Raw genomic sequence first — 15,951 nt, 5'->3', positions numbered from 1 at the left:
GGGGCGCGCCCCAAAAGCCGAGAGGGTGTCTCTTGATCACGGTCTATGTCCCCGGTCCGGGCGGGCTCGCCCCCCTCGATCCCCCGCCGCAGACGCTGCCGGACGATCTGGTCTGGATCGACATGAACCGCCCGAACCCGGGCGAGGAGGCCGCCGTCGAGGCGTATTTCGGCGTCGACGTGCCCACGCACGAGGAACGGGTGGAGATCGAGCAGTCGAGCCGGCTCTACGAGGAGGACGGCGCGCTGTTCATGTCCGCGACGATCCTGTGCGGGGCGCAGACCGGGCGACCTGAGACGACGGTCGTGACCTTCATCCTCAAGGACACACGGCTCGTGACCGTGCGCTACGACGATCCAACGGCCTTCACCATCGCCCGCCAGCGCGCGATCAAGGCGGGACCGGAGGCGCAGGAGGGCAAGGCGACGCTGATCGTCGTGCTGGACGCCATCGTCGACCGGATCGCCGACGTTCTGGAATTCGCGGGTGCGGACGCGGACAGGCTGTCGCGCGAGATCTTCGACACGCAGAAGCCGGGCGAACCGGTGCGCGACTACGAGGAGATCATCCGCGGCCTCGGCCGGCTCGGCACCAAGCTTTCCAAGATCCACGAGAGCCTGGTGAGCCTGTCACGGCTTTTCCAGTTCCTGAGCACGCGCGAGAAAAAGCTCTCGCTTTCGAATTCCGACAAGGCGCAGATCAAGTCGCTCATGCGGGACGCGCGCTCGCTCTACGAATTCGCCGCCTCGCTCGACAACAAGGTCAGCTTCCTGCTGGAGGCAACCCTCGGCCTGGTCAACCTGCAGCAGAACCAAACCATCAAGATCTTCTCGGTTCTGGCGGTCGTGTTCATGCCGCCGACGCTGATCGCCTCGCTCTACGGAATGAACTTTGACCTGATGCCGGAGCTCCACTGGAAGCTGGGCTATCCGCTCGCGGTGCTCGCCATGGTCGCCTCCGCCGTGGGGACCTGGAGTTTCTTCCGCTGGAAACGGTGGCTCTAGGCGTCGGCAGCAAGTCATCGGCGAAACGGGAGCCTGTCGCCCATCCTTCGAGATGCGCTCTTTCGAGCGCTCCTCAGGATGACGTTGTCGTGTTGTAGGTTCTGAAGACATCAGCGACACGGATAACGTCATCCTGAGGAGGCGCGTCAGCGCCGTCTCGAAGGATGGGCCGCCGCGCAAATGCCTGCGCTCCGCTTTGCAAACCCGGACACCGTCCAACGGATGGCTTTACAGCCTCGTGCGGCTTGTCTTTAATCCCTAGAAAACATGACAAATTGCGCTGGGGCATCCCGGCGTCGGATGGCTCTACTGGGAGGAACGCCATGCTCGGTCTGATGCAGGACTGGCCGCTTCTTTGCACGAAAATTCTGGATCATGCCGCGATCCAGCACGGCCACCGCGAGATCGTCTCGCGGACGGTGGAAGGGCCGATCGACCGGCTGAGCTATCGCGACCTGCGCCTGCGGGCGCTGAAGGTCGCAAAAAGACTGGAGCTTGACGGCATCCGGTTCGGCGACCGCTGCGCGACGCTGGCCTGGAACACCGCCCGGCACATGGAAGTCTGGTACGGCCTGCTCGGCATCGGCGCGATCTATCACACGGTCAACCCGCGGCTCTTCCCCGAACAGATCGCCTGGATCATCAACCATGCGGAAGACCGGCTGCTGTTCGTCGACCTGACCTTCCTGCCGATCGTGGAAAAAATCAGGGGCGAGCTGACGACGATAGAGAAGATTATCGTCCTGACCGACGCCGCCCACATGCCCGAGACGACGCTGGACGCGATCCCTTACGAGGAATGGCTGGCCGGCGCCGACAGCGACTTCGCCTGGAAACAGTTCGACGAGAACACGGCGGCCGGGCTCTGCTACACCTCCGGCACGACGGGCAACCCCAAGGGCGTCGTCTATTCCCACCGCTCCAACGTGCTGCATGCGATGACGGCCCTGCAGGTGGACATGCTGGGGCTTTCCAGCCGCGACCGGGTGATGCCGGTAGTGCCCCTGTTCCACGCCAACGGCTGGTCGCTCGCCTTCTCCGCGCCGATGGTGGGCGCATCGATGGTGATGCCCGGCGCACGCATGGACGGAGAAGCGATCTGGGAACTGCTGGACACGGAGAAGGTGACCTTCACCGCCGCGGTGCCGACCGTGTGGCTGATGCTGCTGGAATATCTGGAGCGGACCGGCAAGACCCTGCCCTATCTGGAGCGCGTGGTGATCGGCGGCTCGGCCTGCCCGCGCGCGATGACGCGGAAATTCGAGGACGTCTACGACGTGCGCGTCATCCACGCCTGGGGCATGACCGAGATGAGCCCGCTCGGCTCGGTCTGCACGCTGAAGCCGGAATACGCGGAGCTGGAAGGCGACGCGCGGCTCGACATCCAGGAAAAGCAGGGGCACGCGCCCTTTACCATCGAAATGAAGGTGACCGACGACGAAGGCCGGGAAAAACCGTGGGACGGCAAGACCTTCGGCCGGCTGAAAGTGCGCGGTCCGGCGGTGACGGCCTCCTATTTCAAGGGCGAGGGCGGCGAGGTGCTGGATGCGGACGGCTTTTTCGATACCGGCGACGTCGCCCATATCGACCCCTCCGGCTACATGCAGATCACCGACCGCGCCAAGGACGTGATCAAGTCGGGCGGCGAATGGATCTCGACCATCGACCTTGAAAACATCGCCGTCGGCCATCCAGACGTGGCGGAGGCGGCCGCCATCGGCATCGCCCATCCGAAATGGGACGAACGGCCGCTTCTGGTGATCGTCGCCAAGGAGGGCACGAACCCCACCCGCGAGGATCTCATCGCCTACATGCAGGGCAAGATCGCCAAGTGGTGGCTGCCCGACGACGTGGTGATCGTCGACGAGATCCCGCACACGGCGACAGGCAAGATCAAGAAGACGACATTGCGCGAAACCTTTGCGGACTATCGTCTGCCGACGATCTGAGCGACAACGGACACGCGCCTGCGCCGCTCTGCTGCGGGCCTGCACAGGCGTGCTGCCGGTTTGCGCGCCCGCGCGGGCGTGCTATGGCTTTTCGGGAAAGGTCGGAACGTTGCGCGCGTTTGACGTTCTGCGTGTTTCCGGCCGCGTCATCCATTTCCGACAGGTCCATGCGCAAACGTCTTCCGATCCGCCGTTCCCGCGCGGCGACATTCAGCCGTTTTGCCGGTGTCGTTGCGATCCCCGTGATCGTCATCGGGACGCTTCTGCACCGCGGCGGGCACATCGATGCCACGTCGCTTTTCGCGATCCTTGCCGCCGGCTTCCTGCTGGCGCTGCTCGGCGTCGCCGCCGGTGTGGCCGCGCTGGTGGCCGTGTGGCGCGACGGCGCCAGGGGGACGGGCGAAGCGGTGCGCGGGCTCTTCTTCGGGCTGATCGCCCTGTCGCCGGCCCTCGCGGTGGCCGGAGGCGCCATCTACTACCCACGCCTGACGGACGTCTCCACCGATCTCGCCAACCCTCCGCCGGTCGGGCCCGCAGGCGCGCAGGCCGATCCGGCAGGCGACCTGAAACCCGACCTGCAGCATGCCGCCTATCCCGACATCGTTCCCCGGCGCTTTCCCGTCGGCACGGCGCAGCTCTTCCGCGCGGTGGAACAGGTCATCAAGGAGCGCGGCTGGACGGTTGCGAGCCAGCTCGCCCCCGCCATGAACGACGATCCGGCCACCATTCGCGTGGAGGCACACAGTCTCGTTCTCGGGCTCGTCGACGATCTGACCGTGCGCATCCTGCCCGACCCGGTCGGCGCCCGGCTCGACATCCGCTCCGCCTCGCGCGTCGGCGCCCACGATCTGGGTGCCAACGCCCGCCGCATCCGGGATCTGCTGGCCAGCGTGGATGCGGTGCTGACCGAGGCCTATGGCATCACGGAAATCCAGGAAAGCGACACGGCCCCGGTGGAGATTTTGCCGGACGACCTCGACAAGCCGAACGAGCCGGACATCCCGGTTCCCGGCGACAAGCCGCCCCAGAGCTGAGGACGCTTCGCCCGAAGGGGCGTTTCCGGGCAGTTGTTGCGAGAGGGTCCGAATGCGTGGCCCCCGCTCCCTGCCTTCCGCCTCAGGCCAGTTCGTAGCGCGCCGTCAGCGAGGGCGGGCCGTCGCTCAGCACCAGGCCGCGTGCGACCAGATCCTCGACATGGGCCAGCACCGACAGCGCCGCGGGACCGTGCAGGATCGGATCGACGTCGCGGTAGATGACCTTGACCATCGCCGGAATGGTACCGTCGCCGGCCGCGATCCGCTCCAGCACCGCTGCCTCGCGGGCCAGACGGTGCGTCTTGAGCGCGGCGACATAGGCTTGCGCCTCCTCCACCGGGCCGCCATGGCCGGGGTGATAGCGCCCCTCGCCGCGCGCCATCAGCGTTTCCAGCGAAGCCATGTAATCGGCCATCGATCCGTCCGGGGGCGCGACGATGGAAGTGGACCATGCCATCACGTGATCGCCGGAAAACAACGACGCCTCCTCGCGCAGCGCGAAGGCCAGGTGGTTGGCCGTGTGGCCGGGCGTCTCCACCGTCTCCAGCGTCCAGCCGTCGCCGGCGAGCGTTTCGCCGTGGGCAAGCACGCGGTCGGCCACGTGAATAGTGTCGCCGCCGGCATCGAGCGGGTTGATCTCGCCGACATTGAGCGGGCGGGCGGGCCGGTGCACATCGGCGCCGACGATGGGCGCGTCGGTCTGCGCCTTCAAGAGCCGTGCGCCGGGCGAGTGATCGCGGTGGGTGTGGGTGACGACGATGTGGGAAATGCGTCGCCCGCCAGCAGCCGCCAGAATCGCGCGGACATGGGCCTCGTCCTCCGGCCCGGGATCGACGACGGCGAGATCCCCCTCGCCGACCAGATATGTGTTGGTGCCGTGAAAGGTGAACGGGCTCGCGTTCGGCGCCGTCAGCCGCGCGACCAGAGGCGACAGCCTGACGGGCTCGCCGTAACGCGGTTCGAAGGTGCGGTCGTGGATGAGAGGCAGGACTGAGTGCTCCGCGTTGCGCCCCGGGCGGGACAATCCGACGGATCGCGCCGCACAGCCGCTATACGTGGCACGCAACGTGGAACGGCGAACCGCCGTCCCCTACCCGGTCAGGCCGCGCCGGAGCAGCGGCCATTTCCGGCGGATGCGCACCGTCCGCATACCGATCTCTCGGCAGCGGAGCCGCTGCAGACGCTCCCGTCATGCAGCAGAGATAAGCCGTTTTACGTAGGGACACAAACCCTAACGATGATCGACCGCGGCAGCCGTCGCGCAACCCTGAGCGGGGAAGGCGATAAAGCCAGGCAGATCACCGCCGGTCGCATCGATATGCTCGGGCCGCCAGGAGCTTCGACACCCGGGCGAGGCACGTGGACATAACGGCCTCGCAGGTTCATCCCTCGACCCGTTCGCAAACGGTATCCGAGACCAGCCGACGCTCAGACGCGGATCTTGCCGGCGTTCTTGCGCTGCTCTCTTTCCTTGTAACAAACCGTGGCGGCGGAAATCGCCTGGATGCCGACCGGCTTGTACAGCTTGTCGAGATCCGGCTTTTGGTCGCCTTGTTGTCGGTTGTCGTTTGCTTCCTTGCTCATCGTTCTCATCCGCATCACTAGAAGTTCACCCCGTGAAGGGCACTTATCCGAAAGTAACGTTACGATTACGTCACTTTAAGGATCACAGCATGTCGTTTGCGTGGCCAGTCAATTTACGAGACAGCATGTAATCTTTCGCGAATGGCTTCGGCGAGGTCAACGGCGAGAGCGTGCTTGAGCATGCGACATTAGCGCTGACCCATAAACGCATGAGTCCAATGCAGAAATGGATGCGCTGCCGCCTTGCCGGCGGCTTACGTTGCGGAGATCGGGAAAACTGTGGCCTGCCGGGCGCTCGCACGCGAGGGCGCCAAGCCCGGGAGCGTCTTGTCGTGCAGGAAGAGAAAAATCCCGGCACGCGATCGCGGCACACTCGCGACACCCGCAGGTCGCAAGCCCTTACGCAAACGGGTGACAGGGGGTGGATAACGTCCCCTGCCCCCTGTCAGCCGCATAGCACGCATCTGCCCCTGCGGCAGGCTCCGGCGGGAAGACGGGGAAGCGGCGTGGGCGCAGCGATCAGGGATAGAGGCGCTGCGTGCTCCACGTTGCATCCGGGTTTTCGCGGCGAAATTGCAGCCGGTCGTGCAGGCGGAACGGCCGGTCCTGCCAGAACTCGACTTCCACCGGCTCCAGCCGGAAACCGGACCAGTGGGCCGGGCGCGGAATATCGCCGAAGCCGAACTTGGCGGTGTATTTCGCGACTTCCTTTTCCAGCGCGAAGCGGCTTTCCAGCGGCCGCGACTGCTTTGAGGCCCAGGCGCCGATGCGGCTGCCGCGGGCACGCGAGGCGTAATAGGCGTCCGCCTCCTCGGCGGCAACCGGCGTTACCGGACCGCGCACGCGCACCTGGCGGCGCAGGGTCTTCCAGTGGAAGCACAGCGCGGCCTTGCCCTGGCCCAGAAGCTCGCGGCCCTTGGCGCTCTCGTAATTGGTGTAGAAGACGAAGCCGCGATCGTCGATTTCCTTCAGCAGAACCATGCGGACATTCGGCAGGCCGGTCTCGTCCACACTCGCCAGCGCCATGGCGTTGGGGTCGTTGATCTCGGCTGCCTCAGCCTCTACAAACCATTCTGAAAAAATATGAAACGGATTCAGGCTATCGGCGGACTTACCCTTTATTAACTCTTCAAAGGGATCTTTGATCGTCTCAGACATACGAGGTGCTTTCGGGTTCGGCATGAAATGTAACCGCGCAACGTTTTATACCGTTCAGGCTGGCGGGCGCCAGTGGCGCGTTGCATTGGCATCCCTTGCATTGCTCGCCCTTGCGGGATGCGGACACATCTCGTTTCCCTTGAGCAACGGCACCGAAAGCGACGTCTCGGCCGAGACCACCGGCTCCATCGCCAGCATGAACGATCCGCAGACGGACCGCGACGTCGCGGTGACCGATCGCGGCATCATCGCCTCCACGCTCGCCACCGCGCCGCAGACGGTCGAACCGACGCCGACGCAGCTTGCCTGGGCCAATCCGGAAACCGGCAACCAGGGCACGATCTTCGAAGTCGTCGATGCCGACCCCAAGGACGCCGGCGGCTGCCGCCGGTTTTCCACCACCGCCAACACCATCGACGGGGTGCGCGCCTATTCCGGCATCGCCTGCCCCGACAGCTTCGACAAGTGGCATGTGACCGTGCTACAGCCTGCGGACGCGGGTGCCTGAAGCTGGCGAGACCTCGGCTCACGAGCCGTTCCCCGAAATTCCGGCTTTTCCCCGCAGAACGGCACGCCCGGCATGTGCGCACCGGCCCAGCGCAAGCGCTTTAAAGGCAGATGCGACCGGGCCGCCGAAATGTCTGGATTTTATTCCTAGGAATCCCCATATCGGCGATGAATGGACGTCGGGGCGACGTCCGCTTACCATCGCCACGCTCCTTGCCGAGCGTTTCTCAATCACGGACCTGATCATGCGCGATCCGTACCAAGTTCTTGGCCTGACCAAATCCGCGAGCGAAGCGGACATCAAGCGTGCTTACCGCAAGCTCGCCAAGAAGTACCATCCCGATCAGCACCCCGACGACAAGGCCGCCCAGGACAAGTTCGCCGAGATCAACCAGGCGTACGAGGTCGTCGGCGACAAGACCAAGCGCGCCCAGTTCGACCGCGGCGAGATCGACGCGGAAGGGCGGCAGCGCTTCCAGGGTTTTGAAGGCTTTCACGGCGCCGAAGGCGGCGGGCGTGCCGGCAACTGGAGTTTCCGCCAGTCGGGCGGCGGTGCGGGCGCAGGAGCCGGCGGCTTCGACGACATTCTCAACGAGATCTTCGGCAGCTTCGGCGGCGCGCGAGCCCGCGGAGCGGGTGCGGCCGGGGGCATGGGTGGCGGCATGGGTGGCGGCGGTATGGGCGGGGCCGGCACGGCCGGCGCAGGTGCCGGTACGCGCGCTCGGCCGCAGCGCGGCGAGGATGTCACCGTCACCGCCCGGGTGTCTCTGGAAGAGCTCGCCCATGGCGGCAAGGCCCGCGTGACGCTGCCCAACGGCAAGACGCTTTCCGTCACCATTCCCGCCGGCACCGAGGCCGGCGACCAGATCCGGCTGAAGGGCCAGGGCAATCCCGGCCCCGCGGGCGGCCCGGCGGGCGATGCGCGGGTGACGGTGCAATTCGCGCCGCACGCCTATTTCACGCCGGACGGCAGCAACCTCAGGCTCAATCTGCCGGTCGCGCTTTACGAGGCGGTGCTTGGCGGCAAGGTCCGCGTGCCGACGCTCGACGGTCCGGTGGAAATGACGATCCCCGCGAATTCCTCCGGCGGCCGCACGCTGCGGCTGAAAGGCAAGGGCCTGCCCGCCAAGGGCGGCGGCACGGGCGACCTGCTGGTCTCGCTCCGCATCGCGCTGCCCGAGGGCGGCGATGCCGATCTGGAGAAGCTGATGCGGGTGTGGCAGAGCACCAAGCCCTACAACCCGCGCTCCGGCATGGAGTGAGCGCGGGAGCGGGCACGCCTCGCAGCGTCCCGCGCGATTGGCATCATCAGCGTTTGTGGCCCATCCTTCGAGACGGCCTTGTCAGGCCTCCTGAGACGCTGGCCCATAAATGTCAATTGGTTCTTCGCCCCGAATTCTGCACGCCCTCATGCCTCTCCATCGTCATCACCCGGCGAAGTCCGGGTGATCCAGCGCGAGCCCCGAATGCTGCCGCTGGCAGTGGATTGCCCGGACTTCGCCGGGCTATGAAGGCGGAGGGGCATAAGGGGGAATGGTCGAAAGCGCGCAACCCGATACCATTTTCAGGCCAGGCTCTCAGGACGACGTTGTCGTGTTGAGGGATGGAACAAATCTCCAAACACATAACATCATCCATAAAGCCCGACCCGGGAATGGTATTCGGCTCATACCTCCGAATGATCCCCGTCATTGCCGGCTCCGACCGGCAATCCATTCCGTAATGTCTCGTTACAGCAAGTCTCTGACATGAAATATCAATCCGCCCGTTTCCCATGCCGATAGATCACGGCATGGATCCCGGCTCGTAGGCCGGGATGACGGGGGGAGTGCCATTACAGATACTCCCTCACCATTTCCGAGCCAGCCCCTCAGGATGAGCGCGTCTCGAAGGATGGGCCGCAGGTGCGAAACGTTCGGATTACCCCATGTCCGCCGGGGCCGGGATATCCTCCGGCACGAAGAAATCGGGCGCCAGCGCCACGCCCGGGTCCACGCGATACTGCTCGAAGTCGGTCCAGCCCTCGCCGGCGAGGAAGGTGTCGTCGATCAGGAAATTGCCCGTGAACTCCCGCGACGGCTTTTCGAAGATCGCGGCAGCGGCATCGCCCAGGATTTCCGGAGTGCGGCTTGCGCGCATCAACGCGTCGCCGCCGAGCAGGTTCTTTACCGCGGCGGTGGCGATGGTGGTGCGCGGCCACAAGGCGTTGACGGCGATGCCGGCGCTGCGCAATTCGCCCGCAAGGCCCAGCACCACAAGGCTCATGCCGTACTTGGCGATGGAATAGGGCGTGTGGCCGGCGAACCATTTCTCCTTCATGTCGAGCGGCGGCGACAGCATCAGGATGTGCGGGTTCTCCGATTTCTCCAGATGCGGGATGGCGTATTTGGAGGTCATCAGCGTGCCGCGCGTGTTGATCTGGTGCATCAGATCAAAGCGCTTCATGTCCGTCTTCTGGACATTGGTGAGTTGGATCGCGCTGGCATTGTTGACGACGATATCGAGCCCGCCGAAAGCCGAGACCGTCTGGTCGAGCGCGTCCTTGACGCTTTCCTCGTCGCGCACGTCGACGACCAGCGGCAGGGCCTTGCCGCCGGCCGCCTCGATCTCGTCGGCGGCGGTGTAGATCGTCCCCTCCAGCTTGGGGTGGGGTTCGGCGGTCTTGGCCGCGATGGTGACGTTGGCGCCCTCGCGGGCCGCCCTGAGCGCGATCGCAAGACCGATCCCGCGCGAGGCGCCGGTGATGAAAAGCGTCTTTCCGGCAAGGCTCATGTTCTTCTCCCGTTTCAACCCTTGCTGCGCGCCATGAAGGCGGCGAATGCCGCGCGGGCCTCGTCGGAACCGAGACGCGCGCGGAAGGCGGCGGATTCCTCGTCGATGCGCGCAAGCACGGCGGCGCGGTCGCCGCGCAGGAAGCGGCGGGCGATGGCGAGAGCCGCCGGCGGCTTGGCCGCGATGGTGCGCGCGGCGGCGAGCGCCGTCTCCTCCAGCACACCCTCCTCCACCACATGATTGACAAGGCCCGCCCTGTGCGCGGCCTCCGCATCGAGCGGCGCGCCGAGGCACAGCAGCTCGAAGGCGCGCTGCGGGCCCATGATGGCGGGTGCCAGCAGCGTGGAGGCGGCCTCCGGCACCAACCCAAGATCCAGGAAGGGCGTCCGGATGACCGCGCGCGGCGAGGCAAAAACCATGTCGCAATGCATCAACATGGTCGCGCCGACGCCGATGGCGAGACCATCGACGGCGGCGAGCACCGGCTTCTGCGAGGCGGCGATCGCCTTCAGAAAGCGGATCACCTCGGTGCCGAGCCCCTGCCCGGTTTCGGCGACCTTCAGAAAATCGGCGATGTCGTTGCCGGCGGTGAAGGCACCGGGCGCGCCGAGAATGAGCGAGACGCGGACATCGTCGTCCTTGTCCGCGCCTTCCAGCGCCTCGGCCATCGCCGCGTACATGGCCCCCGTCAGGGCATTCTTCTTCTCCGGACGATCCATGCGGATCGTCCGGATACCTTCGTTCGTCTCGATGCGGATCATCGTTTCCCCCGGTTCCGTGCCTGTGCCTGTGTGTTCGCTGCGTGCATCAGCCGGCCATCAGCGCGGCATCGGCGGCCAGCAGGCTTGAGGAACCTTCCGTCACGGTGAGGCGCAGGGACGCGGTCTCGCCGATCAGGTTGTCGGCGAAGTAGCCGGCCACATGAATGCGCAGGGCATCCGCCGGGGCCGAGACGCCGGCGCGCACGGTCGCGAGCGCGCCCTGCACCAGCAGCGCACCGCCGGCGGCAAGACCGAACAGCCGGAGATAGGGCGTGGCGCCGGCGAGCGCTTCCGCCATGCGGCCCTCCTTCAGGGCGTCCAGCAGCCAGTCGGTCGCGGCCGCGAGATCGTCGAGCGAGGCGCCGACCTTGCCGGCCATCCCGGCAAAGCCGTCATGGTTCTGCGTCGCCGCCTCGTTCACGATGGCGCGCAGCTCCTCGATGAAACCGCGTACCTCCTCGCCGCCCGACAGAGGCAGCTTGCGGGTGACGAGGTCGATCGCCTGGATGCCGTTGGTGCCTTCGTAGATCGGGGCGATGCGGGCATCGCGCAGGAACTGGGCGGCACCCGTCTCCTCGATGTAGCCCATGCCGCCGTGGATCTGGACGCCGAGCGAGGCCACCTCCACGCCGATATCGGTCGGCACGGCCTTGGCGAGCGGGGTCAGCAGGGCCGCACGCTCCGACCAACTCTTCTTCTCCGCACCTTGCGACTTGTGGGCCATGTCGATGGCGGCCGCGCAACGGTAGCACAGCACGCGGGCGACGCTTGTGAGCGCACGCATGGTCATCAGGCTGCGGCGGACATCGGGATGGTCGGCAATCGGGCTCATGCCCTCGCCCGACCAGCCCGGCGCCTTGCCCTGGCGACGGTCGTTGGCATAGGCGAGCGCGTGCTGAAACGCGGCTTCCGCCACGCCAAGCCCCTGCACGCCGACGGCAAGCCGGGCGTTGTTCATCATCGTGAACATGCAGGCGAGCCCCTTGTGCTCCTCGCCGACGAGCCAGCCCTTCGCGCCGCCCTTGTCGCCATAGACCATGGTGCAGGTGGGCGAGCCATGGATGCCGAGCTTGTGCTCGACGCTGGCGCAATGGACGTCGTTGCGCTCGCCAAGGGTGCCGTCCTCGTTGACGAGGAATTTCGGCACCAGAAAGAGCGAGATGCCGCGCGTTCCCGCCGGCGCATCCGGCAGGCGGGCAAGCACCAGATGGACGATGTTGTCGGTCAGGTCATGCTCGCCGTAGGTGATGAAGATCTTCTGGCCGAAGACGGAATACGTGCCGTCACCGTTGCGTTCGGCGCGCGAGCGCAGGGCGCCGAGATCGGAGCCGGCCTGCGGCTCGGTCAGGTTCATCGTCGCCATCCACTCGCCGGAGACGAGCTTTTCCAGATAGGTCCGCTTCAACTCGTCGCTGGCGTGGGAGACCAGCGCCTCGATGGCGCCGGCGGTCAGCGTGGGGCCGATCGCGAAGGCCATGGAAGCGGAGTTCCACATTTCGTAGGTCGCGACCTGCAGCATGGTCGGCAGGCCCTGACCGCCGAACTCCTCAGGCGCGGTCAGGCCGTTCCAGCCGCCGTCCGCCCAGGCGCGATAGGCCTCGCGCCAGCCCGGCGGGGTCGTGACGGCACCGTCGTTCCAGGGCGTGCCGTGGCGATCGGCGATCTTGTTGAGCGGCGCCAATTCCTCCGCGGCGAAGCGCCCGGCCTCACCGAGGATCGCGTCGACGAGATCCTCGCTCAGTTCCTCCCCACCGAAGGCCTCCGCGATGCGGCCAAAATCCGCCACGTGCCTCAGCATGAATCCGATTTCGGAAACGGGAGCGCTATACATGAAAGTCATCCTCACCCTTGACCTTGACGAGGGGCAGCGGGTTGCGCAAAACGCATGCGCCTCCTGACAGAAGCCGACTCTGCCTCCTCCGCAGCCGCCTTCCGTCGCGACAGTAGCGCGCCTGACCTTGCCGTCAACGATGCCGCTAGGGAAACACCTATGACTATCTCGCGCATTGATCCGGCCATGCCGGATTTTCTGGCCGCAGACGGCTTTCGCCGCGCCGCGGAAACCATCCGCGCCGGCGGGCTCGTGGCCGTGCCGACCGAGACGGTCTACGGGCTCGCCGCCGACGCAACGAACGCGGAGGCCTGCGCACGCATCTACGCCGCCAAGGGCCGGCCGCGCTTCAATCCGCTCATCAGCCATGTGGCGGACACGGAAGCTGCCCGCCTGCACGGTCTCTTCGACGCGCGCGCGCTGGCGCTGGCAGACGCATTCTGGCCCGGGCCGCTGACGCTGGTGGTGCCGCGCAGGCCGGGCTCGCCGGTCTGCGATCTCGTCACCGCCGGGCTCGACAGCATCGCGCTCAGGGTTCCCGATTCGCCGGTCATGCAGGCGCTCTCGCGCGAAGCCGGATGCCCGCTCGCGGCGCCCAGCGCCAACCGGTCCGGGCGAATCAGCCCCACCACCGCGCAGGCCGTGGACGAGGATCTGGGCGAGCGCGTCGCCGTCATCCTCGATACGGGGCCGACGAGGGTGGGGGTGGAATCGACCATCGTCGCGCTTCTGGAGGATGAGGCCAGGCTGCTGCGCCCCGGCGGCACGGCGCGCGAGGATCTGGAACGGGTTCTGGGCGCACCGCTCGCCGACCCCACGGCACGCGACACCGACACGCCCGCCGGCCCGGGAATGCTGAAATCGCATTATGCGCCGCGCGCAAGGGTGCGGCTGGAGGCCCGCGACATCGACCCCGGCGAGGCCTTTCTCGGGTTCGGACCGGTGCCGGAGGAGATCGCCCGCAAGGCCTGCGCGGCGCGAACGCTGAGCGAGACATATAACGTAGAGGAAGCGGCTGCCCGTCTCTTTTCCGATCTGCGCACGCTCGACGCCACCGGGGCAGCGAGCATCGCCGTGGCGCCCGTGCCGAAAACCGGGCTCGGCGAGGCGATCAACGACCGCCTGACGCGCGCCGCCGCCGAGCGCACCGGCGCGGGCGCCCGCGCCGACTAACCGCGACACCCGCCCCAAGGTGGTTGAGATCCAGCATCGTTTCGCGTTCAAGCAGGCAAACAACCTGCGACAACCATAAGTAAATTCCTGTAAGTCGCGGCACTATAAGGGTTTTACATTTCGATTTGCTTCGTTTTTCTCTTGTCTGAATCGACGTATTCTGAGATAAAGCTTCTCGGAACCCCTGGTGATGCAGCGGACCTCCCAACCCCGGGCCAGATACCTCCCATCTGCCCGCACCTTTCCGGCGACAGTTACGAACGTGACTGTCGCTTTCTTTTTTCCCGAACCCCTCATTGCCCGCCATTGCCCGCACGCGGCCCCTTGAGCGGACGCGTGCCCAACAGGTGCGCACCCTCGCGCCTTGCCGGAGGAACTGACGTTGCGACGGCAAACGGGCGACCTTCCCGATAAGGCGCATTGACAGGGCGTGCGGGGGCGCGTCAGATCGGCAGATTGACAACAACAATCGGGGTCCGACTTGGCGACGCTGCTGCTGCACCATCCCTGTTTCCTCGATCATCACACGCCGCTGGGTCATCCGGAACGACCGGACAGGATGCGTGTGGTCGACAGGATTCTCGAGCACGAGCGTTTCCAGACCCTGGAACGGGACGCCGCGCCGCTGGGCGAGGTCGAGGCAATCGAGCTGGCGCACCCGGCCAAGCACGTGGAAACGATCCGCAAGAACATGCCGAGCGAGGGGCTCGTGCGCCTCGATGCCGACACCACGCTTTCGGCCGGTAGCTGGGAAGCGGCGCTGCGGGCCGTGGGGGCCGGATGCCAGGCCGTGGACGAGGTGATGGCAGGCCGGGTCAAGAATGCCTTCTGCGCCATCCGCCCGCCCGGCCACCATGCCGAGTTCGAGCGCGCGATGGGCTTCTGCCTGTTCAACAACATCGCCGTTGCCGCCCGCCATGCGCAGAAGAAGCATGGAGCGGAGCGTGTCGCGATCGTCGATTTCGACGTCCATCACGGCAACGGCACCCAGGACATCTTCTGGGCAGACCCGAGCGTGATGTACTGCTCCACCCACCAGATGCCGCTCTTTCCCGGCACCGGGGGCGCCAATGAGACGGGGGCGGGCAACATCGTCAACGCCCCGCTGATGGCAGGCGACGGAAGCGCCCAGTTTCAGGAGGCGGTGGAGGTGATGCTGCTGCCGCGGCTGAGCGAGTTCCGACCGGACCTCATCCTGATTTCCGCAGGCTTCGACGCGCACAAGCGCGACCCGCTGGCGAACATCAATCTGCTGGAAGACGATTTCGCCTGGATCACCTCCAAGCTGATGGATGTCGCCGACAAGCATTGCGGCGGGCGCGTCGTCTCGATGCTGGAGGGCGGCTACGATCTGGAAGGTCTGGCGCGGTCCGTGGCCGCCCATGTGATGACGCTGATGGACGCCTGAGCGGCGAGCCGGCTTCACGCGCGCCTCCCCATTCTCTCCGGCCTGCCCGTACCGGCCTGCTTGCCCCATGGCCATGCCGTGCCTGGGAGAACGTCGTGCGCGGGCTTGACGCGGGACGGCCGGCACCCGACCCTGCCGCCGACCGAATCCCGGAAGCGAACGGACGCGCAGACGCCATGACCGAACCGACTCCCACACCCAGACCCGTCGCCGAGATGAGCTTCGAGGAAGCGCTGCGCGAGTTGGAAACCATCGTGCAGAAGCTGGAGCGCGGCGATGTGCCGCTTCAGGAAAGCATCTCTCAATACGAGAGAGGCGATGCGCTTCGAGCCCATTGCGACAGTTTGTTACAGGCCGCAGAGGCCAAAGTTGAGAAGATTCGCCGGGGTAATGACGGCGCCGCCGCCGGCACCGAGCCGCTCGACATGGATTGACCCCGCCGCGCGCGTCAATCCCACGCGCATTACGCTACGGAATGCAACGCAGGGTAAGCAGACTTTCGAAATCAAATCGAGAGGCCCTGGGAAGTGTTGCGATCTTCAACGCAACATCGCGGGGCGGAACCGTTACAAATTATATAACATCTCAAATATTAAAATCGGAATAGAAGCGCCCCAGGTCACAGCAGAGACCCGATCGCGGCATACGTGTTACTCCGTGCGAACAGAAAAAAGGGCCGCGGCGAACCGCGGCCCAAGTCGTTCACTGTGCACGTGGCCCCATCGACCACGCGAGTTTTATATTCTGTTTCTCCGTAAAAATCATCACCC

General features: G+C 65.8%; 14 protein-coding genes. 8 read left to right on the top strand and 6 right to left on the bottom strand.

Going from position 1 to position 15,951, the window contains the following annotated elements; translation table 11 throughout:
- The first annotated feature begins 32 nt into the window (after positions 1-32).
- From V2L18_RS03290 to V2L18_RS03280, 3 genes are all read left to right on the top strand, one after another.
- The gene (locus V2L18_RS03290; protein WP_336176395.1) at positions 33-1,004 is read left to right on the top strand and encodes a magnesium transporter CorA family protein; all 972 of its coding nucleotides are present in this window, start codon (positions 33-35) and stop codon (positions 1,002-1,004) included.
- A 323-nt stretch (positions 1,005-1,327) separates the two neighbouring features.
- Positions 1,328-2,953, top strand: coding sequence for a long-chain-fatty-acid--CoA ligase (locus V2L18_RS03285; protein ID WP_336176394.1), 1,626 nt, complete (start codon positions 1,328-1,330; stop codon positions 2,951-2,953).
- A gap of 167 nt (positions 2,954-3,120) precedes the next feature.
- Positions 3,121-3,987: a DUF1499 domain-containing protein gene (locus V2L18_RS03280; protein WP_336176393.1), complete on the top strand. Its 867-nt coding sequence runs from the start codon at positions 3,121-3,123 to the stop codon at positions 3,985-3,987.
- A gap of 82 nt (positions 3,988-4,069) precedes the next feature.
- Here the strand turns inward: V2L18_RS03280 and V2L18_RS03275 are convergent, their stop codons facing one another.
- The 3 genes from V2L18_RS03275 to pdxH form a co-directional block, all read right to left on the bottom strand.
- Positions 4,070-5,011 carry an MBL fold metallo-hydrolase gene (locus tag V2L18_RS03275; protein WP_336176392.1) on the bottom strand — a complete coding sequence of 314 codons (942 nt, stop codon included), beginning with the start codon at positions 5,009-5,011 and terminating at the stop codon, positions 4,070-4,072.
- 404 nt (positions 5,012-5,415) lie between these two features.
- Positions 5,416-5,571, bottom strand: coding sequence for a hypothetical protein (locus V2L18_RS03270; protein ID WP_336176391.1), 156 nt, complete (start codon positions 5,569-5,571; stop codon positions 5,416-5,418).
- Positions 5,572-6,090: 519 nt separating this feature from the next.
- Positions 6,091-6,729 (bottom strand): pyridoxamine 5'-phosphate oxidase, encoded by a 639-nt coding sequence (gene pdxH, locus V2L18_RS03265; protein ID WP_336176390.1) that lies wholly within the window; start codon positions 6,727-6,729, stop codon positions 6,091-6,093.
- Positions 6,730-6,868: 139 nt separating this feature from the next.
- On the opposite strand from pdxH, the gene V2L18_RS03260 reads away from it, so the two are divergent.
- Together V2L18_RS03260 and V2L18_RS03255 are read left to right on the top strand one after the other, a co-directional pair.
- The gene (locus tag V2L18_RS03260) at positions 6,869-7,237 is read left to right on the top strand and encodes an RT0821/Lpp0805 family surface protein (protein ID WP_336176389.1); all 369 of its coding nucleotides are present in this window, start codon (positions 6,869-6,871) and stop codon (positions 7,235-7,237) included.
- A gap of 244 nt (positions 7,238-7,481) precedes the next feature.
- Positions 7,482-8,498 carry a J domain-containing protein gene (locus tag V2L18_RS03255; protein WP_336176388.1) on the top strand — a complete coding sequence of 339 codons (1,017 nt, stop codon included), beginning with the start codon at positions 7,482-7,484 and terminating at the stop codon, positions 8,496-8,498.
- A 658-nt stretch (positions 8,499-9,156) separates the two neighbouring features.
- On the opposite strand, the gene V2L18_RS03250 is transcribed toward V2L18_RS03255, so the two are convergent.
- From V2L18_RS03250 to V2L18_RS03240, 3 genes are read right to left on the bottom strand one after another with little or no spacing between them, the layout of a single operon-like run.
- On the bottom strand, positions 9,157-10,008 hold the full coding sequence (locus V2L18_RS03250) for an NAD(P)-dependent oxidoreductase (RefSeq protein ID WP_336176387.1): 852 nt from the start codon (positions 10,006-10,008) through the stop codon (positions 9,157-9,159).
- Between the two features lie 14 nt (positions 10,009-10,022).
- Positions 10,023-10,769: a crotonase/enoyl-CoA hydratase family protein gene (locus V2L18_RS03245; protein WP_336176386.1), complete on the bottom strand. Its 747-nt coding sequence runs from the start codon at positions 10,767-10,769 to the stop codon at positions 10,023-10,025.
- A 46-nt stretch (positions 10,770-10,815) separates the two neighbouring features.
- On the bottom strand, positions 10,816-12,600 hold the full coding sequence (locus V2L18_RS03240; RefSeq protein WP_336176385.1) for an acyl-CoA dehydrogenase: 1,785 nt from the start codon (positions 12,598-12,600) through the stop codon (positions 10,816-10,818).
- A 186-nt stretch (positions 12,601-12,786) separates the two neighbouring features.
- Here V2L18_RS03240 and V2L18_RS03235 point away from each other — a divergent pair, with 186 nt between their 5' ends.
- The 3 genes from V2L18_RS03235 to V2L18_RS03225 all read left to right on the top strand — a co-directional run bounded on the left by V2L18_RS03235 (position 12,787) and on the right by V2L18_RS03225 (position 15,615).
- Complete coding sequence (locus V2L18_RS03235) at positions 12,787-13,773, top strand: L-threonylcarbamoyladenylate synthase (RefSeq protein ID WP_336176987.1); 987 nt, start codon at positions 12,787-12,789, stop codon at positions 13,771-13,773.
- 481 nt (positions 13,774-14,254) lie between these two features.
- Entirely contained in the window at positions 14,255-15,181 is a 927-nt protein-coding gene (locus tag V2L18_RS03230) for a histone deacetylase family protein (protein WP_336176384.1), read from the top strand.
- Positions 15,182-15,357: 176 nt separating this feature from the next.
- Positions 15,358-15,615: an exodeoxyribonuclease VII small subunit gene (locus V2L18_RS03225; RefSeq protein ID WP_336176383.1), complete on the top strand. Its 258-nt coding sequence runs from the start codon at positions 15,358-15,360 to the stop codon at positions 15,613-15,615.
- Positions 15,616-15,951: the final 336 nt, after the last annotated feature.

The organism is Breoghania sp. JC706 (genome assembly GCF_037026715.1).
Classification (GTDB): domain Bacteria; phylum Pseudomonadota; class Alphaproteobacteria; order Rhizobiales; family Stappiaceae; genus Breoghania.
The sequence above is the reverse complement of the archived record's forward strand: the minus strand, read 5'-3'. Positions and strand labels throughout refer to the sequence as shown.